The organism is Acidovorax sp. Root219, from assembly GCF_001428665.1.
Classification (GTDB): Bacteria; Pseudomonadota; Gammaproteobacteria; order Burkholderiales; family Burkholderiaceae_C; genus Acidovorax.
This window is the reverse complement of record NZ_LMIJ01000004.1, coordinates 108,494-127,353: the sequence shown is the minus strand read 5'-3', so window position 1 is coordinate 127,353 and position 18,860 is coordinate 108,494. Positions and strand designations below refer to the sequence as shown.

Below are 18,860 nucleotides of genomic sequence, written 5' to 3'. Positions count from 1 at the left end.
CGAAAGGCGCTTCCAGAAACGGCATTCAGGATTTGCCAGGCCAGGGGCTTATCTCTTCACGTTGCGCTGCGGCCGGGGGCGCAGGCCCGGGGTGATGTTCAGTTCCACCAGGGCATCGGCGCGCTTCACGTTGAAGGGGGCGGCCACTCCGGGCTTGAGGGCCGCCACGGCGGTGAGCAGTTCGGAGACATTGCCCACGTTCTTGCCATCCACCTTCACGATCACGTCGCCAGGACGCATGCCGGCCTGGGCGGCGGGGCCGTCCTGCAGCACGCCGGTGATGATGACGCCCTCGGAGGCCTTCACGCCAAAGGTCTCGGCCAGCTCGGGCGAGAGCTCGTTGGGCTCCACGCCGATCCAGCCGCGCGTGACCTGGCCGTCCTTGACGATGCCGTCCAGCACCAGGCGCGCGGTGGAGACCGGGATGGCAAAGCCGATGCCCATGCTGCCGCCCGAGCGGGAGTAGATGGCAGTGTTGATGCCCATGAGGTTGCCATTGACGTCCACCAGGGCCCCACCGGAGTTGCCGGGGTTGATGGCCGCGTCGGTCTGGATGAAGTTCTCGAAGGTGTTGATCCCGAGCTGGGAGCGGCCCAAGGCGCTGACGATGCCGCTGGTCACCGTCTGGCCCACGCCGAAGGGGTTGCCGATGGCCAGCACCTGGTCGCCCACGTCCAGGGCGTCCGAGTTGCCCAGCACGATCACGGGCAGCTTGTCGAGCTCGATCCTGAGGATGGCCAGATCGGTGTCGGGGTCGGTGCCGATCACGCGTGCGCGGGCGCGTCGGCTGTCGGTGAGGGTGACCTCGATTTCGTCGGCGCCTTCCACCACATGGTTGTTGGTGAGGATGTAGCCATCGGGGCTGATGATTACCCCGCTGCCCAGGCCGGCCTGCTGCTGCTGGCTGTTGTTGCCTTGGTCGCCAAAGAAGAACTGGAACCAGGGGTCATTGCTGCGCGGGTGGCGCACGGCCTTGCTGGTGTTGATGCTCACCACGGCTGGCGCCGCCTTGCGCGCCGCAGCACTGAAGCTGCCGGCGGCTGGCTGGCCGGCGGCGGCGGTGTTGGCGGGTGCTTCGATGAGGGCGATGCCTGCCCCGGATCGGGTGGTACCACGCCGCAGCCAGTCGGGCTGCAGGGTGGCCACTACAAAATACGCCGCGACAAGCACTGTCACGGTCTGGGAAAACAGCAGCCAGAGTCGCTTCATGGGGTTCGGAGAGGGAGGGCCTGGAAAATGATCGGGGGCGTTCGCGGTACGGGCGTGCAGCCTGTGCCGGGCTGACATTGTCCTCCATGCGTGCCGTCCGTGACGATCTGGGGCGGCGCACCCGCGCGACAATAGGCGCATGAGCATTTCCCGGCCCCAACTTCTGCAGGCGTTCGATGCGCTGCTGCAGCCCGCGCGTTTCAAGGACTACGGCCCCAATGGCCTGCAGGTGGAGGGCAAGGCAGACATCGCCCGCATCGTGAGCGGCGTCACGGCCAGCCGCGCGCTGATCGAAGCCGCCATCGATGCGCGTGCGGACGCGATCTTCGTGCACCACGGCCTGTTCTGGCGTGGGCAGGACGGCCGTGTGGTGGGCTGGATGAAGCAGCGCCTGCAACTGCTGCTGGCGCACGATATCAACCTCTTTGCCTACCACCTGCCGCTCGATGCCCACCCTGAACTGGGCAACAACGCGCAGCTGGGCCGCGTGCTGGGCCTGGCGGCCGATGCGCGCTTTGGCGAGCAGGAACTGGGCTGTGTGGCCAGCGCGCAGTTTGCCGATGGCCAGGCCCTGGCCGACCATGTGGCCAGCGCTCTGGGCCGTGCCGTGACCCTGGTGCAGCCTGAAGGAACCCTACAGCGGCCCATCCGCCGCGTGGCCTGGTGCACGGGCGGGGCGCAGGGCTATTTCGAGCCGGCCATTGCCGCCGGGGCCGATGCCTTCATCACGGGCGAGATCTCCGAACCCCAGGCCCATCTGGCGCGTGAGACGGGTGTCTGTTTCATTGCGGCGGGGCACCATGCGACGGAGCGCTACGGCGCCCCGGCGGTGGCCGCGCATGTGGCGCAGCAGGCGGGTGTGGAGCATGTCTTCATCGAGGTGGACAACCCCGCATGAGCACCGCCATCGCCATTACCCAGGGCGATCCCTCCGGAATCGGCCCCGAAATCATTGCCAAGGCTTTTCGCGATGCGCCGCACGACCTGTGCGGCTGCTTCGTAGTGGGTGACGTGGCCACGCTGCGCCGTGCTGCGCAATGCATCGAGCGCCCTGGCATGCCGTCCCTGCCGGTGGCGGTAATCGATACACCGGCGCAGGCCCTGCAGGCGCTGGCGCGTTGTGTGCCGGTGTTGCCGTTGCCAGGCCTGCCGGGGCCGCAGCCCTGGGGGCAGATAGGCGCCGAGGCCGGTCGCGCCGCGGCGGACTGCGTGGTGTGGGCGGCGCGTGCTGCGCTGCGCGGCGAAGTGGCGGCGCTGGTGACGGCCCCCCTGCACAAGGAGGCGATGTCGGCCGCCGGTGTGGACTACCCCGGCCATACCGAGCTGTTGCAGGCCGAGTCCGCCCGGCACCAGGGCGTGCCTTTGGCTGCCATGCCGGTGCGCATGATGCTGGCCAGCGACGAACTGCGTACGGTGCTGGTCAGCATCCACGTTTCGCTGCGCGATGCGATCGAGGCCGTGACACCTGCCAACGTGGCGCAGACGCTGCAGATCACCCATGCGGCCCTGCGGCGCACCCTGGGCCGTGCGCCGCGCATCGGCGTGGCGGGGCTCAACCCGCACGCGGGGGAGGGTGGCCTGTTCGGCCGCGAGGAGATGGACACCATCGCCCCGGCGATTGCCGCAGCCAGGGCGCAGGGCATGGATGTGCATGGCCCCTTCGCGCCCGATACGGTGTTCATGCGCGCGCGCCACGCCCCTGGCCACCCGGGCGAATTCGATGTGGTGGTGGCCATGTACCACGACCAGGGCCTGATCCCGGTGAAGTACCTGGGCGTGGACAAGGGCGTGAACGTGACCCTGGGCCTGCCGCTGGTGCGCACCAGCCCGGACCACGGCACGGCCTTCGACATCGCCGGCCAGGGCATCGCGGATGCCTCCAGTCTGGTGGAGGCCGTGCGCATGGCGCGGCAGCTGGCGCGGTAGCGCCAGGGCCGGTCAGGGCTGCCGGTTTTTCAGGCTGTCGCGGATTTCGCGCAGCAGTGCGATGTCTTCGGGCGGTGCGGCGGGCGCAGCGGGTGCGGCCGGGGTTTCGCGCTTCAAGCGGTTGATCTGCTTGATCATCATGAAGATGATGAACGCGAGGATGATGAAGTTCACCGCCACGGTGATGAAGTTGCCGTAGGCGAACACCGGCACCCCGGCCTTTTTCAGGGCGTCGAGCGTCATGGCCGTGCCGGCTGGCACGTTGCCCAGCACGATGAACAGGTTGGAGAAATCGAGCTTGCCAAACACCAGCCCCACCACGGGCAGGATCAGGTCGGACACGACTGAATCCACGATCTTGCCGAAGGCGCCGCCGATGATGACCCCCACGGCAAGGTCGATCACGTTGCCCTTGACCGCAAATTCCCGGAACTCTTGTGCAATGCCCATGGATAACCCCTCTTGATAATAGACAAGAAGCCGAGTATTGCCCAGGTCTGTGCCCTGTCAAGGCGGACTGTCCGCCTGCAATGACCCTTTTCACTCCGCTACAATTCGCGGTTGACCCCAATAGCGATGTACATCGAGGATCCCCATGAGTGACACCCCAATCGACTCCAGCAAGCGGACGTGGCTGATTGCGTCCGGCTGTGCTGGTGCGGTGGGCGGCGTGGCAACCGCCGTTCCTTTCGTGAGTACCTTCCAGCCTTCCGAGCGGGCCAAGGCTGCAGGTGCGGCCGTCGAGGTGGACATCTCCGCGCTCAAGCCCGGAGAAAAAGTCACCGTGGAGTGGCGTGGCAAGCCTGTCTGGATCGTCAAGCGCACGCCGGAGCAGCTCGCCGAACTGCCCAAGCTCGATGGTCAACTGGCGGATCCCAAGTCCGAGCGCAAGCCCTCAGAGCTGACGCCCGAATATGCCCGCAACGAAGGCCGTTCCATCAAGCCCGAAATCCTGGTGGCTGTGGGCATCTGCTCGCACCTGGGGTGCTCGCCGTCGGACAAGTTCCAGACCGGTGCACAGGCCTCGCTGCCCGACGACTGGAAGGGCGGTTTCCTGTGCCCCTGCCACGGCTCCACGTTCGACATGGCGGGCCGTGTCTTCAAGAACAAGCCGGCTCCCGATAACCTGGAAGTGCCTCCCCACATGTACCTGTCGGAGACCCGCCTCCTGATCGGTGAAGACAAGGCTTGAGGGAAATAAAAAATGGCCCACGAATTCAAGGAACTCTCCCCCAACGCCTCGGCAGGCGCGAAGGTCACCAACTGGTTCGAGAACCGGTTTCCGACCGCGTTTGATGCCTACCGCGTGCACATGTCGGAGTACTACGCTCCGAAGAACTTCAACTTCTGGTACATCTTCGGCTCGCTGTCGCTCTTGGTGCTGGTGATCCAGATCGTCACCGGGATCTTCCTGGTGATGCATTACAAGCCCGATGCGGCAAAGGCCTTCGAGTCGGTCGAGTACATCATGCGCGATGTGCCCTGGGGCTGGCTGATCCGCTACATGCACTCCACAGGGGCCTCGGCCTTCTTCGTGGTGGTCTATCTCCACATGTTCCGCGGGCTCATCTACGGCAGCTACCGCAAGCCGCGTGAGCTGGTGTGGGTGTTCGGCTGTGCGATCTTCCTGTGCCTGATGGCCGAGGCCTTCATGGGATACCTGCTGCCATGGGGCCAGATGTCGTACTGGGGCGCCCAGGTGATCGTGAACCTGTTCGCCGCGATTCCTTTTGTCGGCCCCGACCTGGCGCTGCTGATCCGTGGCGACTACGTGGTGGGCGATGCCACGCTGAACCGCTTCTTCAGCTTCCACGTGATCGCGGTGCCGCTGGTGCTGCTGGGCCTGGTGGTCGCCCACTTGCTGGCGCTGCACGATGTGGGCTCGAACAACCCCGACGGCGTGGAGATCAAGGGCCCCAAGGCGCCCAAGGATGCCAATGGCAAGCCCCTGGATGGCGTGCCCTTCCACCCTTACTACACGGTGCATGACATCTTCGGTGTCGGCGTGTTCCTGATGGCCTTCACGGCGGTGATCTTTTTCGCCCCCGAGTTCGGCGGCTACTTCCTCGAATACAACAACTTCATCCCGGCAGATCCGCTGAAGACGCCTGCGCATATTGCGCCGGTCTGGTACTTCACGCCGTTCTACTCGATGCTGCGTGCCATCACCAGCGAGATGATGTATGCGCTGATCCTGTGCGTGGTGGGCGGTGCCGTGCTGGCTTCGGTCAAGCTCAAGCTGCCAAGCTTCATCAAGGCCGGTGCCGTGGTGGCCTCCCTGGTGGTCGCCGCGCTGATGCTGGCCATCGACGCCAAGTTCTGGGGTGTGGTGGTGATGGGCGGTGCCGTGATCATCCTGTTCTTTCTGCCATGGCTGGACTACAGCCCGGTCAAGTCGATCCGCTACCGTCCCGACTGGCACAAGTACCTGTACGGCATCTTCGTGATCAACTTCCTGATCCTGGGTTACCTGGGCGTGCAGCCGCCATCGGCCATCGGTGAGCGCGTGTCGCAGGTGGGTACCTTGTTCTACTTCGGCTTCTTCATCCTGATGCCCTGGTGGAGCCGCCTGGGCACGTCCAAGCCGGTGCCTGACCGTGTGACCTTTGCCGCGCACTGAGCGGGAGACAAGAACAATGAAGAAACTCATCCTCACGCTGATCGCAGCCCTGGGCATTGTTTCGGGTGCGCAGGCCGCCGAAGGCGGCATTGCATGGGACAAGGCGCCCAACAAGACCAATGACCTCGCATCGCTGCAGAACGGTGCCAAGATCTTCGTCAACTACTGCCTGAGCTGCCATTCGGCGGCGTTCATGCGCTACAACCGCCTGCGCGACATCGGCCTGACCGAGCAGGAGATCAAGGACAACCTGTTGTTCGCGACCGACAAGGTCGGCGAGACCATGAAGGCGTCCATCGATCCCAAGCAGGCCAAGGAGTGGTTCGGCGCCAATCCGCCCGACCTGACCGTGATCGCGCGTTCGCGTGCCGGCCATGGCGGCACCGGTGCCGATTACCTGTACACCTTCCTGCGCACTTTCTACCGCGACGAGACCAAGGCCACGGGTTGGAACAACCTGGCTTTCCCGAGCGTCGGCATGCCCCACGTGCTGTGGGAAATGCAGGGCGACCGCCGCCCGGTCTTCGAGGAGCACGAAAGCCATGGCCACAAGACCCAGGTCTTCAAGGGCTGGCAGCAGGTGACCCCTGGAACGGTGACGCCTTTGCAGTTCGAACAGAATATCGGCGATCTCGTGAACTACCTGCAATGGATGGGTGAGCCCGCGCAGAACACCCGCATCCGTGTCGGTGTCTGGGTGCTGCTCTTCCTGGGTGTGTTCACAGTCATTGCCTGGAGACTGAACGCGTCGTTCTGGAAAGACGTCAAATAACACGCCAGATCCATATGCCCCACCCCTTTGCCGGGATGGGGCGGGGTCTTTACAGAGTGGGTGCTTTTAGCCCCCACTCTTTTGATTTTTAGGAGCCTCCCACCATGATGGTGCTTTACTCGGGAACGACCTGTCCCTTCTCCCACCGCTGCCGCTTTGTCCTGTTCGAAAAGGGCATGGACTTCGAAATCCGCGATGTGGACCTGTACAACAAGCCCGAAGACATCAGCGTGATGAACCCCTACGGCCAGGTGCCCATCCTGGTCGAGCGCGACCTGATCCTGTACGAGTCGAACATCATCAACGAGTACATCGACGAGCGCTTCCCGCACCCGCAGCTGATGCCCGGCGACCCGGTGGACCGTGCCCGCGTGCGCCTGTTCCTGCTCAACTTCGAGAAGGAACTGTTCGTGCACGTGAACATCCTGGAGTCGCGTGCGACCAAGGGCAACGAGAAGGCGCTGGAAAAGGCGCGGGCCCACATCCGCGACCGCCTGACGCAGCTGGCCCCCGTGTTCCTCAAGAACAAGTACATGCTGGGCGACAACTTCTCCATGCTGGACGTGGCCATTGCCCCGCTGCTGTGGCGCCTGGACTACTATGGCATCGACCTGAGCAAGAATGCCGCCCCGCTGCTCAAGTACGCCGAGCGCATCTTCTCGCGCCCCGCCTACATCGAAGCGCTGACGCCCTCCGAAAAGGTCATGCGCAAGTAATGCGCGTGCGTCCCTAGCCTGTCCTTGATCGCCATTTGCCCATGAATGCCACGGAATCCACGTCCACACGCCCCTACCTGATCCGCGCCCTCTATGAGTGGTGCACGGACAACGGGCTCACGCCCTACGTAGCGGTGCGCGTGGACGATTCCGTGCAGGTGCCGCGCGAGTATGTGAACGATGGCGAGATCGTGCTGAACATCAGTTACGACGCCACCAGTTCGCTGCAGCTGGGCAATGACTTCATCGAGTTCAAGGCCCGTTTTGGCGGCAAGCCGCGCGAGATCCTGGTGCCTGTGGGTCGGGTGATCGCGATCTACGCTCGCGAGAACGGGCAGGGCATGGCGTTTCCCCCGCCGGTGGACAACCTGGCGGGCGGTGCCCAGCCACAGATCCTGCCGTCCTCGGCTCCCGCCGAGTTGTCCCAGGTGCCGATGGCCGTGCCGTCGGCGTCGCCTGCGGACGACCGGGTGGTGCATCTGGTGCCAGGGGAGTCCCCAGCCGCCGATGGTGGAGACGGCAACCCGCCGCGTCCTTCGCCCGCTGGCGGTGGCCGCCCCGCGCTCAAGCGGGTGAAATAAGCCAGCGCACACCTTCCCGGTTCATTTTCGGGTTGTTTTTGCAGGATAAAATCCAGCCTTCGCCGGTTTAGCTCAGTTGGTAGAGCACCCGCCTTGTAAGCGGTAGGTCATCAGTTCGATTCCGATAACCGGCACCATCTTTCGCCTCTTTTTTCGTCCATTCGCTGCACCTGTCAGGCCTATCGCCTGTTTTTCAGGTTTGAACTTTCAGCCGAATGGAGTTAACCTCCCACCCCCGGCTGCGCAAGTGCGCCTGCAATGCAGGCAGCAGTTGCCGGATCTTGGCCGCGGCGGCATTGCTCTTGACCAGCAGGCACCAGGTGGACCCATCGATGGGCCCGGCCTGGACGGACTGGCGCAGGCCGGCAGGTATCAACAATTCAATGGCCTTGAGCCGTTCGCTGGAGTCGCGTGTCAATGCGGTGAGCATGTGCAGCGTGGGAGATTCCGCGCTGGCTTGCTGCAGGGTGACGGCGTGGTGGCGGCGGGTCATGGGGATGCGCCGGTGGGCGTGGAGATGTCGTAGTGCACCTGATTATCACGGACGCCCGTTTGGCGCGCAGCCGCGCCATTCACCTTTCCGGGGTTCGCCTTCTGCTGGCGGGCCTGGTTCTTTCCCTCGGACTCATGGTCACGGCCGCCAGCCTGTACCACTGGGTCTTCCTCAAGGGCGCGCGCGAGGGCTGGCCGGTGTTCGGCGCCCTGGTGCGCCTGGTGGTGAAGGATGAATTCGCCGAGCGCGACCGCTTCATGCGCGCCAACCTGGATGCCATGGCGCGGCGGGTCGGCGAAATGCAGGCGCGCATGGTGCAACTGGAGTCCCTGGGTGAGCGCGTGCTGGGCCTGGCAGGCATGCCGGCCACCGAGTTGCGCAGCGACGGGCGTGGCGGTGCGCTGGTGAGCGCCCACAACCTGAGCATGGAAGAGCTGCAGGCCACGCTCGATGACCTAGAGCGCCTGACCAACCAGCGCGTGGACCTGATGACGGTGATGGAGTCGCGCCTGTTCGACCAGCACATCCGCAAGAAGATGGTTCCCACGCATGCGCCTGTGGCCGGCAAAGCGCCGGGGTCGTCCTTTGGCTGGCGCATCGACCCCATTACCGGGCAGTCGGCACTGCACACGGGGCTGGACTTCCAGGCCGATACGGGGACGGCCATCCTGGCCGCTGCCGGGGGTGTGGTCGTGACGCAGGAATACCATCCGGCCTACGGCAACATGATCGAGGTGGACCATGGCAACCAGTTGGTGACGCGCTATGCCCACGCCTCGCGTACCTTGGTGAAACAAGGGGACATCGTGCGGCGTGGCCAGAAGATTGCCGAGGTGGGCACCACCGGGCGTTCCACGGGCCCGCACCTGCACTTTGAAGTGCTGGTGCAAGGGGTTTTCCAGGACCCGCAGAAGTTTCTCAGTGCCGGCAGCGCAGTCGCGGGAGGCCAGGTTGCCACGGCGCAAAGGCCGGGCCTGGTGGCTGCTTCCGGCAGCCCTGCGGCAGGCAGGTAAAATCGCGGGTCCGGCGTTCGCAGCCCACGGTAGTGCAGTCCTTGCAATACCCGGCGGCGGACCCACCTGATCACAATTCATCTTAGGGGTTTCGGTCGCTTTGCGCGCTGATTGCAGCGGGTGAGGCGGTCCTGTTCGCATGGCCACCAACTTCCTTACCAAAATATTCGGCAGCCGCAATGACCGGCTTCTCAAGCAATACCGCAAGACGGTGACTCACATCAATGCGATGGAGCCCGACTACGAGAAGCTGACGGACGAGCAGCTCCGCGCCAAGACGCAGGAGTTCAAGGACCGGGTGGCCAAGGGCGAGTCGCTGGACGATATCCTGCCCGAGGCGTTTGCGGTGGTGCGCGAAGGCTCCAAGCGCATCATGAAGATGCGCCACTTCGACGTGCAGTTGCTGGGCGGCATGGCGCTGCACTTCGGCAAGATCGCCGAAATGCGCACCGGTGAAGGCAAGACCCTGACCGCCACGCTGCCGGTGTACCTGAACGCGCTGTCCGACAAGGGCGTGCACGTGGTGACCGTGAACGATTACCTGGCCAACCGCGATGCGCAGTGGATGGGCCGTCTGTACAACTTCCTGGGCCTGTCGGTGGGTATCAACCTGCCCAACATGCCCCGTGAGGAAAAGCAGGCCGCCTACCGCTCGGACATCACCTACGGCACGAACAACGAATACGGCTTCGACTACCTGCGCGACAACATGGTCTACGAGGCCGCAGACCGCGTGCAGCAGGGCCTGAACTTCGCCATCGTCGACGAGGTGGACTCGATCCTGATCGACGAGGCGCGCACGCCCCTGATCATCAGCGGCCAGGCCGAGGACCACACGGCCATGTACATCGCCATGAACAAGGTGGTGCCGCTGTTGATCCGCCAGGAAGGCGAAGCCGATGCCCGCACCGGCGAGGGCGTGACCAAGCCGGGCGACTTCACGCTCGACGAGAAGACCCACCAGGTGTTCCTGACCGAGCAGGGCCACGAGAGCGCCGAGCGCATCCTGGCCAGTCACGGCCTGATTGCCGAAGGCGCCTCGGTCTACGACCCGGCCAACATCACGTTGATGCACCACCTGTACGCAGCGCTGCGTGCCAACCACCTGTACCACCGCGACCAGCACTATGTGGTGCAAAACGGTGAGATCGTGATCGTGGACGAGTTCACCGGCCGCCTGATGTCGGGCCGCCGCTGGAGCGAAGGCCTGCACCAGGCCGTGGAAGCCAAGGAAGGCGTGAACATCCAGGCCGAGAACCAGACGCTGGCCTCGATCACCTTCCAGAACTACTTCCGCCTGTACAACAAGCTCGCGGGCATGACCGGTACGGCCGACACCGAAGCCTACGAGTTCCAGGAAATCTACGGCCTGGAGACCACGGTGATCCCGCCGAACCGCCCGAGCCGCCGCGACGATCAGCTCGACCGTGTGTACAAGACCACGCGCGAAAAGTACGAAGCCGCCATCAAGGACATCCGCGAATGCCACGAGCGTGGCCAGCCGGTGCTGGTGGGCACGACGTCGATCGAGAACTCCGAAATCATCGACCAGTTGCTCAACAAGGAAGGTCTGCCGCACCAGGTGCTCAATGCCAAGCAACATGCCCGTGAGGCCGACATCGTGGCCCAGGCCGGGCGTGCCGGCATGATCACCATCGCCACCAACATGGCAGGGCGCGGTACCGATATCGTGCTGGGCGGCAACATCGAAAAACTGATCGCCGAGGTCGAAGCCGACGAATCGCTGGACGCAGCCGGGCGCGAAGCCCGGATCGCCCAGGTGCGCGCCGACTGGTCCGCGGACCACGAGAAGATCAAGGCCCTGGGCGGCCTGCGCATCATCGCCACCGAGCGCCACGAGTCTCGCCGCATCGACAACCAGCTGCGTGGCCGTTCGGGCCGCCAGGGCGACCCAGGTTCCTCGCGCTTTTACCTGAGCCTGGACGATTCGCTGATGCGCATCTTCGCAGGCGACCGGGTCAAGGCCATCATGGACCGACTGAAGATGCCCGATGGCGAGGCCATCGAGGCGGGCATCGTGACCCGCAGCATCGAGTCGGCCCAGCGCAAGGTGGAGGCCCGCAACTTCGACATCCGCAAGCAATTGCTGGAATACGACGATGTGGCCAACGACCAGCGCAAGGTGATCTACCAGCAGCGCAACGACATCCTCGATGCTTCGGAGCTGTCGGACGTGATTGCCGCCATGCGCGACGATTGCATGACCGACCTGGTGCGCCAGTACGTGCCGGCCGAATCCGTGGAAGAGCAGTGGGACCTCCCCACGCTGCAGAAGGTGCTGGCCGACGAGTGGCAGGTCGATATCGACCTCAAGGCACTGGTGGAAGGCTCGAGCGCGATCACCGACGACGAGATCCTGGAAAAGGTCGTGCAGGCTGCCCAGGCCGCGTTCGACGCCAAGGTGGAGCAGGTCGGCCGCGAGAACTTCACGCAGTTCGAACGCGTGGTGCTGCTGCAGAACTTCGACTCCAACTGGCGCGACCACCTGAGCTCGCTCGATTACCTGCGCCAGGGCATCCACCTGCGCGGCTACGCGCAAAAGCAGCCCAAGCAGGAATACAAGCGCGAAGCTTTCGAGCTGTTCCGCCAGTTGATCGATCAGGTCAAGAACGAAGTCACCAAGGTGCTGATGACCGTGCAGGTGCAGTCGCAAGCCCAGCTGGACCAGGCCGCCCAGGACATGGAAAGCCGTGCTGAAAGCATTGCCAACGTGACCTACACGGCGCCCACCGAAACCGGCGATGTGGAAACCACGTTGGAGCAGCGCCAGGCCGCAGGTGCCCAGGAGTTGCCTTTGCCCGAAGGCATGCGCGTGTCGCGCAACGACCCCTGCCCTTGCGGCAGCGGCAAAAAATACAAGGCATGCCACGGCAAGCTGGCTTGATCTTCTGACGATTGCAACACGGGCTTCGGCCCGTGTTTTCATTGGCGCGCCACGGTTTTCCGCATAATCGGACGCAGTTTTTCACGAAAGAGCCTCCCCCCATGCCTGTCCATCTTCTTGCCCCCGTTGCCGCCGATCTGCATGCGATTGCCGGTGTCCGCATTGGTGTCGCCGAAGCCGGTGTCCGCAAGGCCCACCGCAAGGACCTCACCGTGTTCCTGCTCGACGAGGGCGCCAGCGTGGCGGGCGTGTTCACGCAGAACCGCTTTTGCGCGGCGCCGGTGCAGGTCGGGCGCGAGCACCTGGCCGGCGGGCAGGGCATCCGCGCGATGGTGATCAACACCGGCAATGCCAACGCCGGCACCGGTGCCGACGGTCTTGCGCGTGCGCGTGCCACCTGCGTGGCCATGGCGCGCCAGCTGGACGTGGCGCCCGAACAGGTGCTGCCGTTCTCCACCGGCGTGATCATGGAGTCCTTGCCCGTTGACCGCATCGAGGCCGGCCTGCCCGCTGCCATTGCCGATGCGCAGCCCGACCACTGGGCGCGCGCCGCTGAAGGCATCATGACCACCGACACGCTGCCCAAGGCTTTTTCGGCCCAGGTGCAGATTGCGGGCACGACGGTGTCCATCACCGGCATCAGCAAGGGCGCCGGCATGATCCGCCCGAACATGGCGACCATGCTGGGTTTCATGGCCACGGATGCCTGCGTGCACCCCTCGGTGATGCAGCAACTGGCGCGCGAGCTGGCCGATGGGTCGTTCAACCGCGTGACCATCGACGGCGATACCTCGACCAACGATTCCTTTGTGGTCGTGGCCACGAACAAGGCGGCGCACGCTCCGATCACCGATCTGGCCAGTGCCGAAGGCAAGTCCCTGCAGGCAGCCATGCTGCAGGTGGCGCAGAAGCTGGCCCAGGCCATCGTGCGCGATGGCGAAGGCGCCACCAAGTTCATCACCGTGCGCGTCGAAGGCGGCAAGACCGGCGACGAGTGCCGCAAGGTGGCCTACGCCATCGCCCATTCGCCCCTGGTCAAGACGGCTTTCTTCGCCAGCGACCCGAACCTGGGCCGCATCCTGGCGGCCGTGGGCTACGCCGGCATTGACGACCTGGACCAGACCGGGATCGATTTGTACCTGGACGACGTGCACGTGGCCGTGAAGGGCGGGCGCAACCCGGCCTACCGCGAGGAAGATGGCCAGCGCGTGATGAAGCAAAGCGAGATCACCGTGCGCGTGGTGCTGGGCCGGGGTGATGCGGCCGACACCGTGTGGACCTGCGATTTCAGCCACGAGTACGTGACCATCAACGCGGATTACCGCTCCTGAACACGCGAGCCTCTGGCACATGAACCAAGCACTGGAACACCTGATCGCGCGCGCGGAGCAACTGATCACCCGCATCGAGGCGGCCTTGCCGCAGCCGCTGTCCGCGCCCGACTGGACGGCCTCGATCGCCTGGCGCTACCGCAAGCGCAGCAGCGGCCATGGCACGCTGGAGCCCGTGCGCCATGTGGCGGCCATGGCCCTCAGCGAGCTCAAGGAGATCGATGGTCAAAAGGACAAGATCGAGCGCAACACGCGCCAGTTCGTGCAGGGCAAGCCGGCCAACAACGTGCTGCTCACGGGCGCGCGTGGCACGGGCAAGTCCTCGCTGATCAAGGCCTGCTTGAATGCCTACGCGCCGCAGGGCCTGCGCCTGATCGAGGTGGACAAGGCCGACCTGACAGACCTGCCCGACATCGTGGACGTGGTCTCGGCACGGCCGGAGAAGTTCATCGTCTTCTGCGATGACCTGAGCTTTGAAGAGGGCGAACCGGGCTACAAGGCGCTCAAGTCCATCCTCGATGGATCGGTGGCCGCAGCCACGCCGAACGTGCTGATCTATGCCACCAGCAACCGCCGCCACCTGCTGCCTGAGTACATGACCGAGAACCTGACCTATACGCACAGTGAGGACGGCGAGGTACACCCCGGCGAGGTGGTCGAGGAAAAGATCTCGCTGTCGGAACGCTTTGGCCTGTGGGTGAGCTTCTACCCGTTCAGCCAGGACGAGTACCTGGCCATCGTGGCACAGTGGCTCTCGTCGCTGGGCGTGGATGCCCCGGAGATTGCAGCGGCACGCCCCCAGGCCCTGGTGTGGGCGCTGGAGCGGGGCTCGCGCAGCGGCCGCGTGGCCTACCAGTTCGCACGCGATTATGCGGGGCGCCAGGGTGGCTGAGTTCGTGGTTGGCGAGGCGGCGGTGCGCAAGCACACCGAGGTGGCGGTGGGCATCCTGGTGCGCCCGGACGGCGCGCTGCTGTTGTCCACCCGCCCACCAGGCAAGCCCTATGCGGGCTACTGGGAGTTTCCAGGCGGCAAGCTGGAAGCCGGCGAGACGGTGGAGCAGGCACTGCGGCGCGAGCTGGTCGAGGAGCTGGGCGTGAGCATCGGGCCCGCTGAGGTCTGGAAGGTCACCGAGCACGACTACCCGCACGCGCTGGTGCGGCTGCACTGGTGCAAGGTGCACGCATGGACCGGGGAATTCGAGATGCGCGAAGGCCAGGAGATGGCCTGGCAGCAGTTGCCCCTGGAGGTCAGCCCCGTGTTGCCAGGGGCCTACCCGGTGCTGCAATGGCTGTCCGAGGAGCGCGGCCTGGCGTTCGCGGCGCCGGAGCTTCCGAAAGCCTGAAGCCGAGGGCCCCTACCTGCTGCCCATACGGATTTGCCTTCAGCCGTATAACGAGGCGGGAAGCCGCAGACAGTGCTGTAGCACGGCAAGGCGGACCAACGAAGTTAGACGGCTGAAGGCAAATCCGTATTCAGTGCTGTAGCTTGGGGTCGCCGTACTGCGCGTCTGCTGGCGGCGCTTCGGCGGGCATGCGGAAGTCTTCGCTGGCCCAGGCGCCCAGGTCCACCTGCTTGCAGCGTTCGCTGCAGAACGGCCGGTAGGCGTTGGCGGGGCTGTAGATGCTGTCGCCCCCGCAGGTGGGGCAGACAACGATGCGGGCAGCGGTGCTGCCAGGGGGTGTTTTGGGGGCCATGGTGGGCGTCTCCTTCACGCGCACAGGGTCAGTTCAAACGCGGCATCCTCCGCGCAGGAATGCAGGCGGCCATCGGCCTCCTGGCGCATGAGCCGCACCGACACGATCAGGCGGTTGCCACTGATTTCGGGGATGAGCCCCAGCGATGGGTCCATGCGCAGGCGCAGCAACTGGAAGGTGCGACCCTGGGGCAGGTTCTGCTGGAACTGGCCGCGCTCGGCGGCCACCTTCTGCGGCACTCCCGAGTCGCGCAGCAGCTTGAGCAGCACATAGATGGACTCGGCCATGGGCGCGAGGGTGGAGGCCCATTCCTGCAGTGCGTTCTGGCGGTAGGCCACGTCCCGGTGCTGCCAGGCGTAGTAGGCGGGCAGGTCGAAGCCGCAGGTTCCGCCCGGAATGCCGACACGGCTGCGGATACTCATCAGCCAGTCGTTCTCCGTGAGGGCATGGCCCGACTTGCCGTTCTGGGTGTTCAGGGCCGTGAAGCAGTGATCGAGCTGTGCGATGACCGCATCCAGTGCCGCCTCGGAGATGGATGGGTTGCCGCGGTAGCTGTCGAGCTGGTGCTTGTGCTTTTCGATGTCCTTGAGCACGTCCGATTTCAGATCGGCGCGGGCAGCCACATCCATGATCTCGAAGATCGTGACCAGCGCAAAATGGTGGTCCAGGGCGTGGGAGCGCGGAATCAGTTCGCCGAGCCGGCGAAACAGCTGCTCCAGACGCAGGTACGTTCTGAGGCGCTCGTTGAAAGGGTATTCGTAAAGGATCACGCTGGCGGGTTCCCGGGGCTCTCAGGGGTATTCTGTGGCACCGTTGGCGTGCACTCTGCAGAAACAGGGCGCAACAGGCTGCGCGTGCATCATAGCCCGAACAGCTGCCCCAGCTGCGCTGCCTGGGCCTGCAATTGCGTCAATGTGCAGTGCAGGCCGTTGAACACCACGATATCCGCCGCCGCGCGGCGCACCGGGCGGCTCGCCTGGTGAGAAAGGATGGCCTGCACGGCCTCCCCGGTGAGCCCGCTGCGCTGCACCACGCGCTCGATCTGGGTTTCGGGAGGGCAGTCGATCACGACCACGGCGTCGAGCTGCCGGGCCCAGCGCCCCGACTCCACCAGCAAGGGAATGTCGTGCACGATCAGCCGCCTGCCGTCCTGCAGGGCCTGCCGGGCTTCTTCAGCGCTGCGCTGTGTCACCAGGGGGTGCACGATGGATTCCAGCCGCAACCGCGCATCGCCATCCGAGAAGGCCAGGGCGCGCATGCGGGCCCTGTCGAGCGCTCCGGCCGCATCGACATAGTCGGGGCCAAACGTCTGCCGGATCGCTTCGATGGCCGCACCGCCGGGACCTGTGACGCTGCGCGCTATCTGGTCGGCATCGATCAGTGCGGCGCCCAGAGAGGCCAGCAACTGGCCAAAGGTGCTCTTGCCGCTGCCGATGCCCCCGGTCAGGCCGATGCGCATGGGTTACAGGCCCATCAGGCCCAGCACCGCCTGGAAGATGGCCTCGGGTGTGAACACCATGGACACCAGGCCCGCGCCGACCAGGAAGGGGCCGAAAGGAATGTAGCCACCTTCGCGCAAGCGGTTCCTGAATTTCATGACCAGGCCCACGATGGCGCCGATCACCGAGGCCATGAGGATGATGGGAACCAGGGCCTGCCATCCAAACCAGGCGCCGAGCGCGGCGAACAGCTTGAAGTCGCCATAGCCCATGCCTTCCTTGCCGGTGACCAGCTTGAAGCCCCAGTACACGAGCCACAGGGACAGATAGCCGGCAGCGGCACCTGCCACCGAGGCAGCAGGCGGTATGCCTGTCCACCCCACAGTGGAGGCAATCAGTCCAGCCCAGAGCAAGGGCAGGGTGATGTCATCGGGCAACAGGGTCGTATCCCAGTCGATCAGGGCAAGCGCCACCATGGCAGCGGCAAAGACACACCAGACCAGGGTCGGAGCCGACAACCCTCCCCAGTGGCCCAGGAAGGCAAACAGGGCCGCGGTGCCCAGTTCCACCAACGGGTAGCGCACACTGATGTGAACCCCGCAGGAAGAGCATTTGCCGCGCAGGAACAGATAGCTCAGGACGGGAATGTTTTCGTACCACCGGACCATGTGCCCACAGGCCTGGCAGCGTGACCGGGGAACCATAAGATTGAATGGCTCTGCTGTGGGTGGCTGTTGTCTTTCGACGGCTCTTTCCGCCTCGCTGCCAGGTGCCTGCCGCGCCGTCTGCTCTGCGGCGTATGCGGTGACTTCAGCATCCCACTGCCGTTCCATCATCTTGGGCAACCGGTAAATTACGACGTTCAGGAAACTGCCGATCAACAAGCCCAGGACGCCGACCAACGCGGCGCTCCACCACGGATCCAGAAGCATTAAACGACCTGGCCGAGCTTGAAGATGGGCAGGTACATCGACACCACGATACCGCCAATCAGCGTGCCCAGGAACACGATGATGATGGGTTCCATCAGGCTGGAAAGGCCTGCGACCATGTCATCCACCTCGGCTTCGTAGAAATCGGCAGCCTTGCCCAGCATGTGGTCGATAGAGCCCGATTCTTCACCGATGGCACACATCTGGATGACCATCGATGGGAAGATATTCGCATTGCCCATGGCCGCCGTGAGGCTGGTGCCGGTGGAAACTTCCTGCTGGATCTTTTCGGTGGCTACAGCGTAGACCGAGTTGCCCGAGGCGCCGCCGACGGAATCGAGGGCTTCCACCAGCGGAACGCCGGCGGCGAACATGGTGGCCAAGGTTCGGGTCCAGCGAGCCACGCAGGATTTGTCGATCAACGCGCCGAAAATGGGCATCTTCAAGAGGGCGCGGTCCATGAAGCGCTGCATCTTCTCGTTGCGGCGCCACGCTTCCATGAAGAAATAAAACCCGCCGCCAATGACCCCGAAGATCAGCCACCACCATTTGACGAAAACATCACTGATGCCCATAACGATCAGTGTGGGCGCGGGCAGATCCGCGCCAAAGGATGAGAATACCTCCTTGAAGGCCGGAATCACAAAAATCATGATCACTGTGACCACCACAAAGGCCACAATCAACACAGAAATAGGGTACATCAATGCCGATTTGATCTTGGACTTGATGGCTTCCGTCTTTTCCATGTAGGTCGCCAACCGGTCCAGCAGGGCTTCCAGAATACCGGCCGCTTCACCGGCCTCCACCAGGTTGCAGTAGAGGGTGTCGAAGTACAGGGGATGCTTGCGGAACGCGCCATTCAGCGAAGTGCCTGTTTCCACATCGGTGCGGATGTCGTTGAGCAGCTTGGTCACGCTGGCATTGGTATTGCCGCGGCCGACAATGTCGAACGATTGCAGCAGGGGCACACCGGCCTTCATCATGGTGGCCAACTGGCGCGTGAACAGGGCGATGTCTTTGGGCTTGATTTTCTTGCCCGATTTCATCCGCCGCTTTTTGATCTTGGTTGGGAACACGCCCTGGCGGCGCAGCGTGGCCTGGACCTGGTTTTCGCCGCCCGCACGGATTTCGCCGCGCACGATCTTGCCGGCGCGGTCCTTGCCTTCCCATTCGAAGACGAAATCCTTGATGTCCTTCGCTGCTGCTGCTGTCGCCATGGTATTCC

The 18,860-nt window shown here is 64.3% G+C and carries 20 protein-coding genes and 1 tRNA gene; 13 read left to right on the top strand and 8 right to left on the bottom strand.

What is annotated here, in order from left to right; genetic code table 11:
• Positions 1–48: 48 nt before the first annotated feature.
• Positions 49–1,209 (bottom strand): S1C family serine protease, encoded by a 1,161-nt coding sequence (locus tag ASE28_RS05050; RefSeq protein ID WP_057265151.1) that lies wholly within the window; start codon positions 1,207–1,209, stop codon positions 49–51.
• A 139-nt stretch (positions 1,210–1,348) separates the two neighbouring features.
• Here ASE28_RS05050 and ASE28_RS05045 point away from each other — a divergent pair, with 139 nt between their 5' ends.
• Positions 1,349–2,107, top strand: coding sequence for a Nif3-like dinuclear metal center hexameric protein (locus ASE28_RS05045; RefSeq protein WP_057265150.1), 759 nt, complete (start codon positions 1,349–1,351; stop codon positions 2,105–2,107).
• Positions 2,104–3,135 carry a 4-hydroxythreonine-4-phosphate dehydrogenase PdxA gene (gene pdxA / locus ASE28_RS05040; protein WP_057205015.1) on the top strand — a complete coding sequence of 344 codons (1,032 nt, stop codon included), beginning with the start codon at positions 2,104–2,106 and terminating at the stop codon, positions 3,133–3,135. The genes ASE28_RS05045 and pdxA overlap by 4 nt, the downstream gene beginning before the upstream one ends.
• A gap of 12 nt (positions 3,136–3,147) precedes the next feature.
• Here pdxA and mscL read toward each other — a convergent pair whose 3' ends face one another.
• A complete protein-coding gene (mscL, locus tag ASE28_RS05035; protein ID WP_057205012.1) occupies positions 3,148–3,585 on the bottom strand; it encodes a large conductance mechanosensitive channel protein MscL in 438 nt (145 codons plus the stop codon).
• A 145-nt stretch (positions 3,586–3,730) separates the two neighbouring features.
• Here mscL and petA point away from each other — a divergent pair, with 145 nt between their 5' ends.
• From petA to ASE28_RS05005, 6 genes are all read left to right on the top strand, one after another.
• A complete protein-coding gene (petA, locus tag ASE28_RS05030; protein ID WP_057205009.1) occupies positions 3,731–4,327 on the top strand; it encodes a ubiquinol-cytochrome c reductase iron-sulfur subunit in 597 nt (198 codons plus the stop codon).
• Positions 4,328–4,339: 12 nt separating this feature from the next.
• Complete coding sequence (locus ASE28_RS05025; RefSeq protein ID WP_057265148.1) at positions 4,340–5,755, top strand: cytochrome bc complex cytochrome b subunit; 1,416 nt, start codon at positions 4,340–4,342, stop codon at positions 5,753–5,755.
• A 16-nt stretch (positions 5,756–5,771) separates the two neighbouring features.
• Positions 5,772–6,527 carry a cytochrome c1 gene (locus ASE28_RS05020; RefSeq protein WP_057205004.1) on the top strand — a complete coding sequence of 252 codons (756 nt, stop codon included), beginning with the start codon at positions 5,772–5,774 and terminating at the stop codon, positions 6,525–6,527.
• A 104-nt stretch (positions 6,528–6,631) separates the two neighbouring features.
• Positions 6,632–7,243, top strand: a complete 612-nt coding sequence (locus ASE28_RS05015; protein ID WP_007854512.1) for a glutathione S-transferase N-terminal domain-containing protein — start codon at positions 6,632–6,634, stop codon at positions 7,241–7,243.
• A gap of 41 nt (positions 7,244–7,284) precedes the next feature.
• The gene (locus ASE28_RS05010; protein WP_057205238.1) at positions 7,285–7,824 is read left to right on the top strand and encodes a ClpXP protease specificity-enhancing factor; all 540 of its coding nucleotides are present in this window, start codon (positions 7,285–7,287) and stop codon (positions 7,822–7,824) included.
• Between the two features lie 61 nt (positions 7,825–7,885).
• Positions 7,886–7,961: transfer RNA gene (locus ASE28_RS05005), tRNA-Thr, on the top strand.
• Positions 7,962–8,017: 56 nt separating this feature from the next.
• Here ASE28_RS05005 and ASE28_RS05000 read toward each other — a convergent pair.
• A complete protein-coding gene (locus ASE28_RS05000) occupies positions 8,018–8,317 on the bottom strand; it encodes a hypothetical protein (RefSeq protein ID WP_057205002.1) in 300 nt (99 codons plus the stop codon).
• A gap of 32 nt (positions 8,318–8,349) precedes the next feature.
• Here ASE28_RS05000 and ASE28_RS04995 point away from each other — a divergent pair, with 32 nt between their 5' ends.
• The 5 genes from ASE28_RS04995 (at position 8,350) to ASE28_RS04975 (ending at position 14,909) form a co-directional block, all read left to right on the top strand.
• Positions 8,350–9,330, top strand: a complete 981-nt coding sequence (locus ASE28_RS04995; RefSeq protein ID WP_057205000.1) for a M23 family metallopeptidase — start codon at positions 8,350–8,352, stop codon at positions 9,328–9,330.
• A gap of 139 nt (positions 9,331–9,469) precedes the next feature.
• Entirely contained in the window at positions 9,470–12,235 is a 2,766-nt protein-coding gene (gene secA / locus ASE28_RS04990; protein WP_057265146.1) for a preprotein translocase subunit SecA, read from the top strand.
• Positions 12,236–12,336: 101 nt separating this feature from the next.
• Positions 12,337–13,566, top strand: a complete 1,230-nt coding sequence (gene argJ / locus ASE28_RS04985) for a bifunctional glutamate N-acetyltransferase/amino-acid acetyltransferase ArgJ (protein ID WP_057204996.1) — start codon at positions 12,337–12,339, stop codon at positions 13,564–13,566.
• 19 nt (positions 13,567–13,585) lie between these two features.
• Positions 13,586–14,458, top strand: a complete 873-nt coding sequence (locus ASE28_RS04980) for an ATP-binding protein (RefSeq protein ID WP_057204993.1) — start codon at positions 13,586–13,588, stop codon at positions 14,456–14,458.
• A complete protein-coding gene (locus ASE28_RS04975) occupies positions 14,436–14,909 on the top strand; it encodes an NUDIX domain-containing protein (protein WP_057204991.1) in 474 nt (157 codons plus the stop codon). The genes ASE28_RS04980 and ASE28_RS04975 overlap by 23 nt, the downstream gene beginning before the upstream one ends.
• A gap of 130 nt (positions 14,910–15,039) precedes the next feature.
• Here the strand turns inward: ASE28_RS04975 and ASE28_RS04970 are convergent, their stop codons facing one another.
• The 5 genes from ASE28_RS04970 to ASE28_RS04950 form a co-directional block, all read right to left on the bottom strand.
• Positions 15,040–15,261 (bottom strand): DNA gyrase inhibitor YacG, encoded by a 222-nt coding sequence (locus ASE28_RS04970; RefSeq protein WP_057265295.1) that lies wholly within the window; start codon positions 15,259–15,261, stop codon positions 15,040–15,042.
• A 14-nt stretch (positions 15,262–15,275) separates the two neighbouring features.
• On the bottom strand, positions 15,276–16,031 hold the full coding sequence (zapD, locus tag ASE28_RS04965) for a cell division protein ZapD (protein ID WP_057204989.1): 756 nt from the start codon (positions 16,029–16,031) through the stop codon (positions 15,276–15,278).
• An 89-nt stretch (positions 16,032–16,120) separates the two neighbouring features.
• Positions 16,121–16,720 carry a dephospho-CoA kinase gene (gene coaE, locus ASE28_RS04960; RefSeq protein WP_057265144.1) on the bottom strand — a complete coding sequence of 200 codons (600 nt, stop codon included), beginning with the start codon at positions 16,718–16,720 and terminating at the stop codon, positions 16,121–16,123.
• Between the two features lie 3 nt (positions 16,721–16,723).
• A complete protein-coding gene (locus tag ASE28_RS04955) occupies positions 16,724–17,632 on the bottom strand; it encodes an A24 family peptidase (RefSeq protein ID WP_057265142.1) in 909 nt (302 codons plus the stop codon).
• Positions 17,632–18,852: a type II secretion system F family protein gene (locus ASE28_RS04950; RefSeq protein WP_057265140.1), complete on the bottom strand. Its 1,221-nt coding sequence runs from the start codon at positions 18,850–18,852 to the stop codon at positions 17,632–17,634. Before ASE28_RS04950 ends, ASE28_RS04955 begins: the two co-directional genes overlap by 1 nt.
• Between the last annotated feature and the right edge of the window lie 8 nt (positions 18,853–18,860).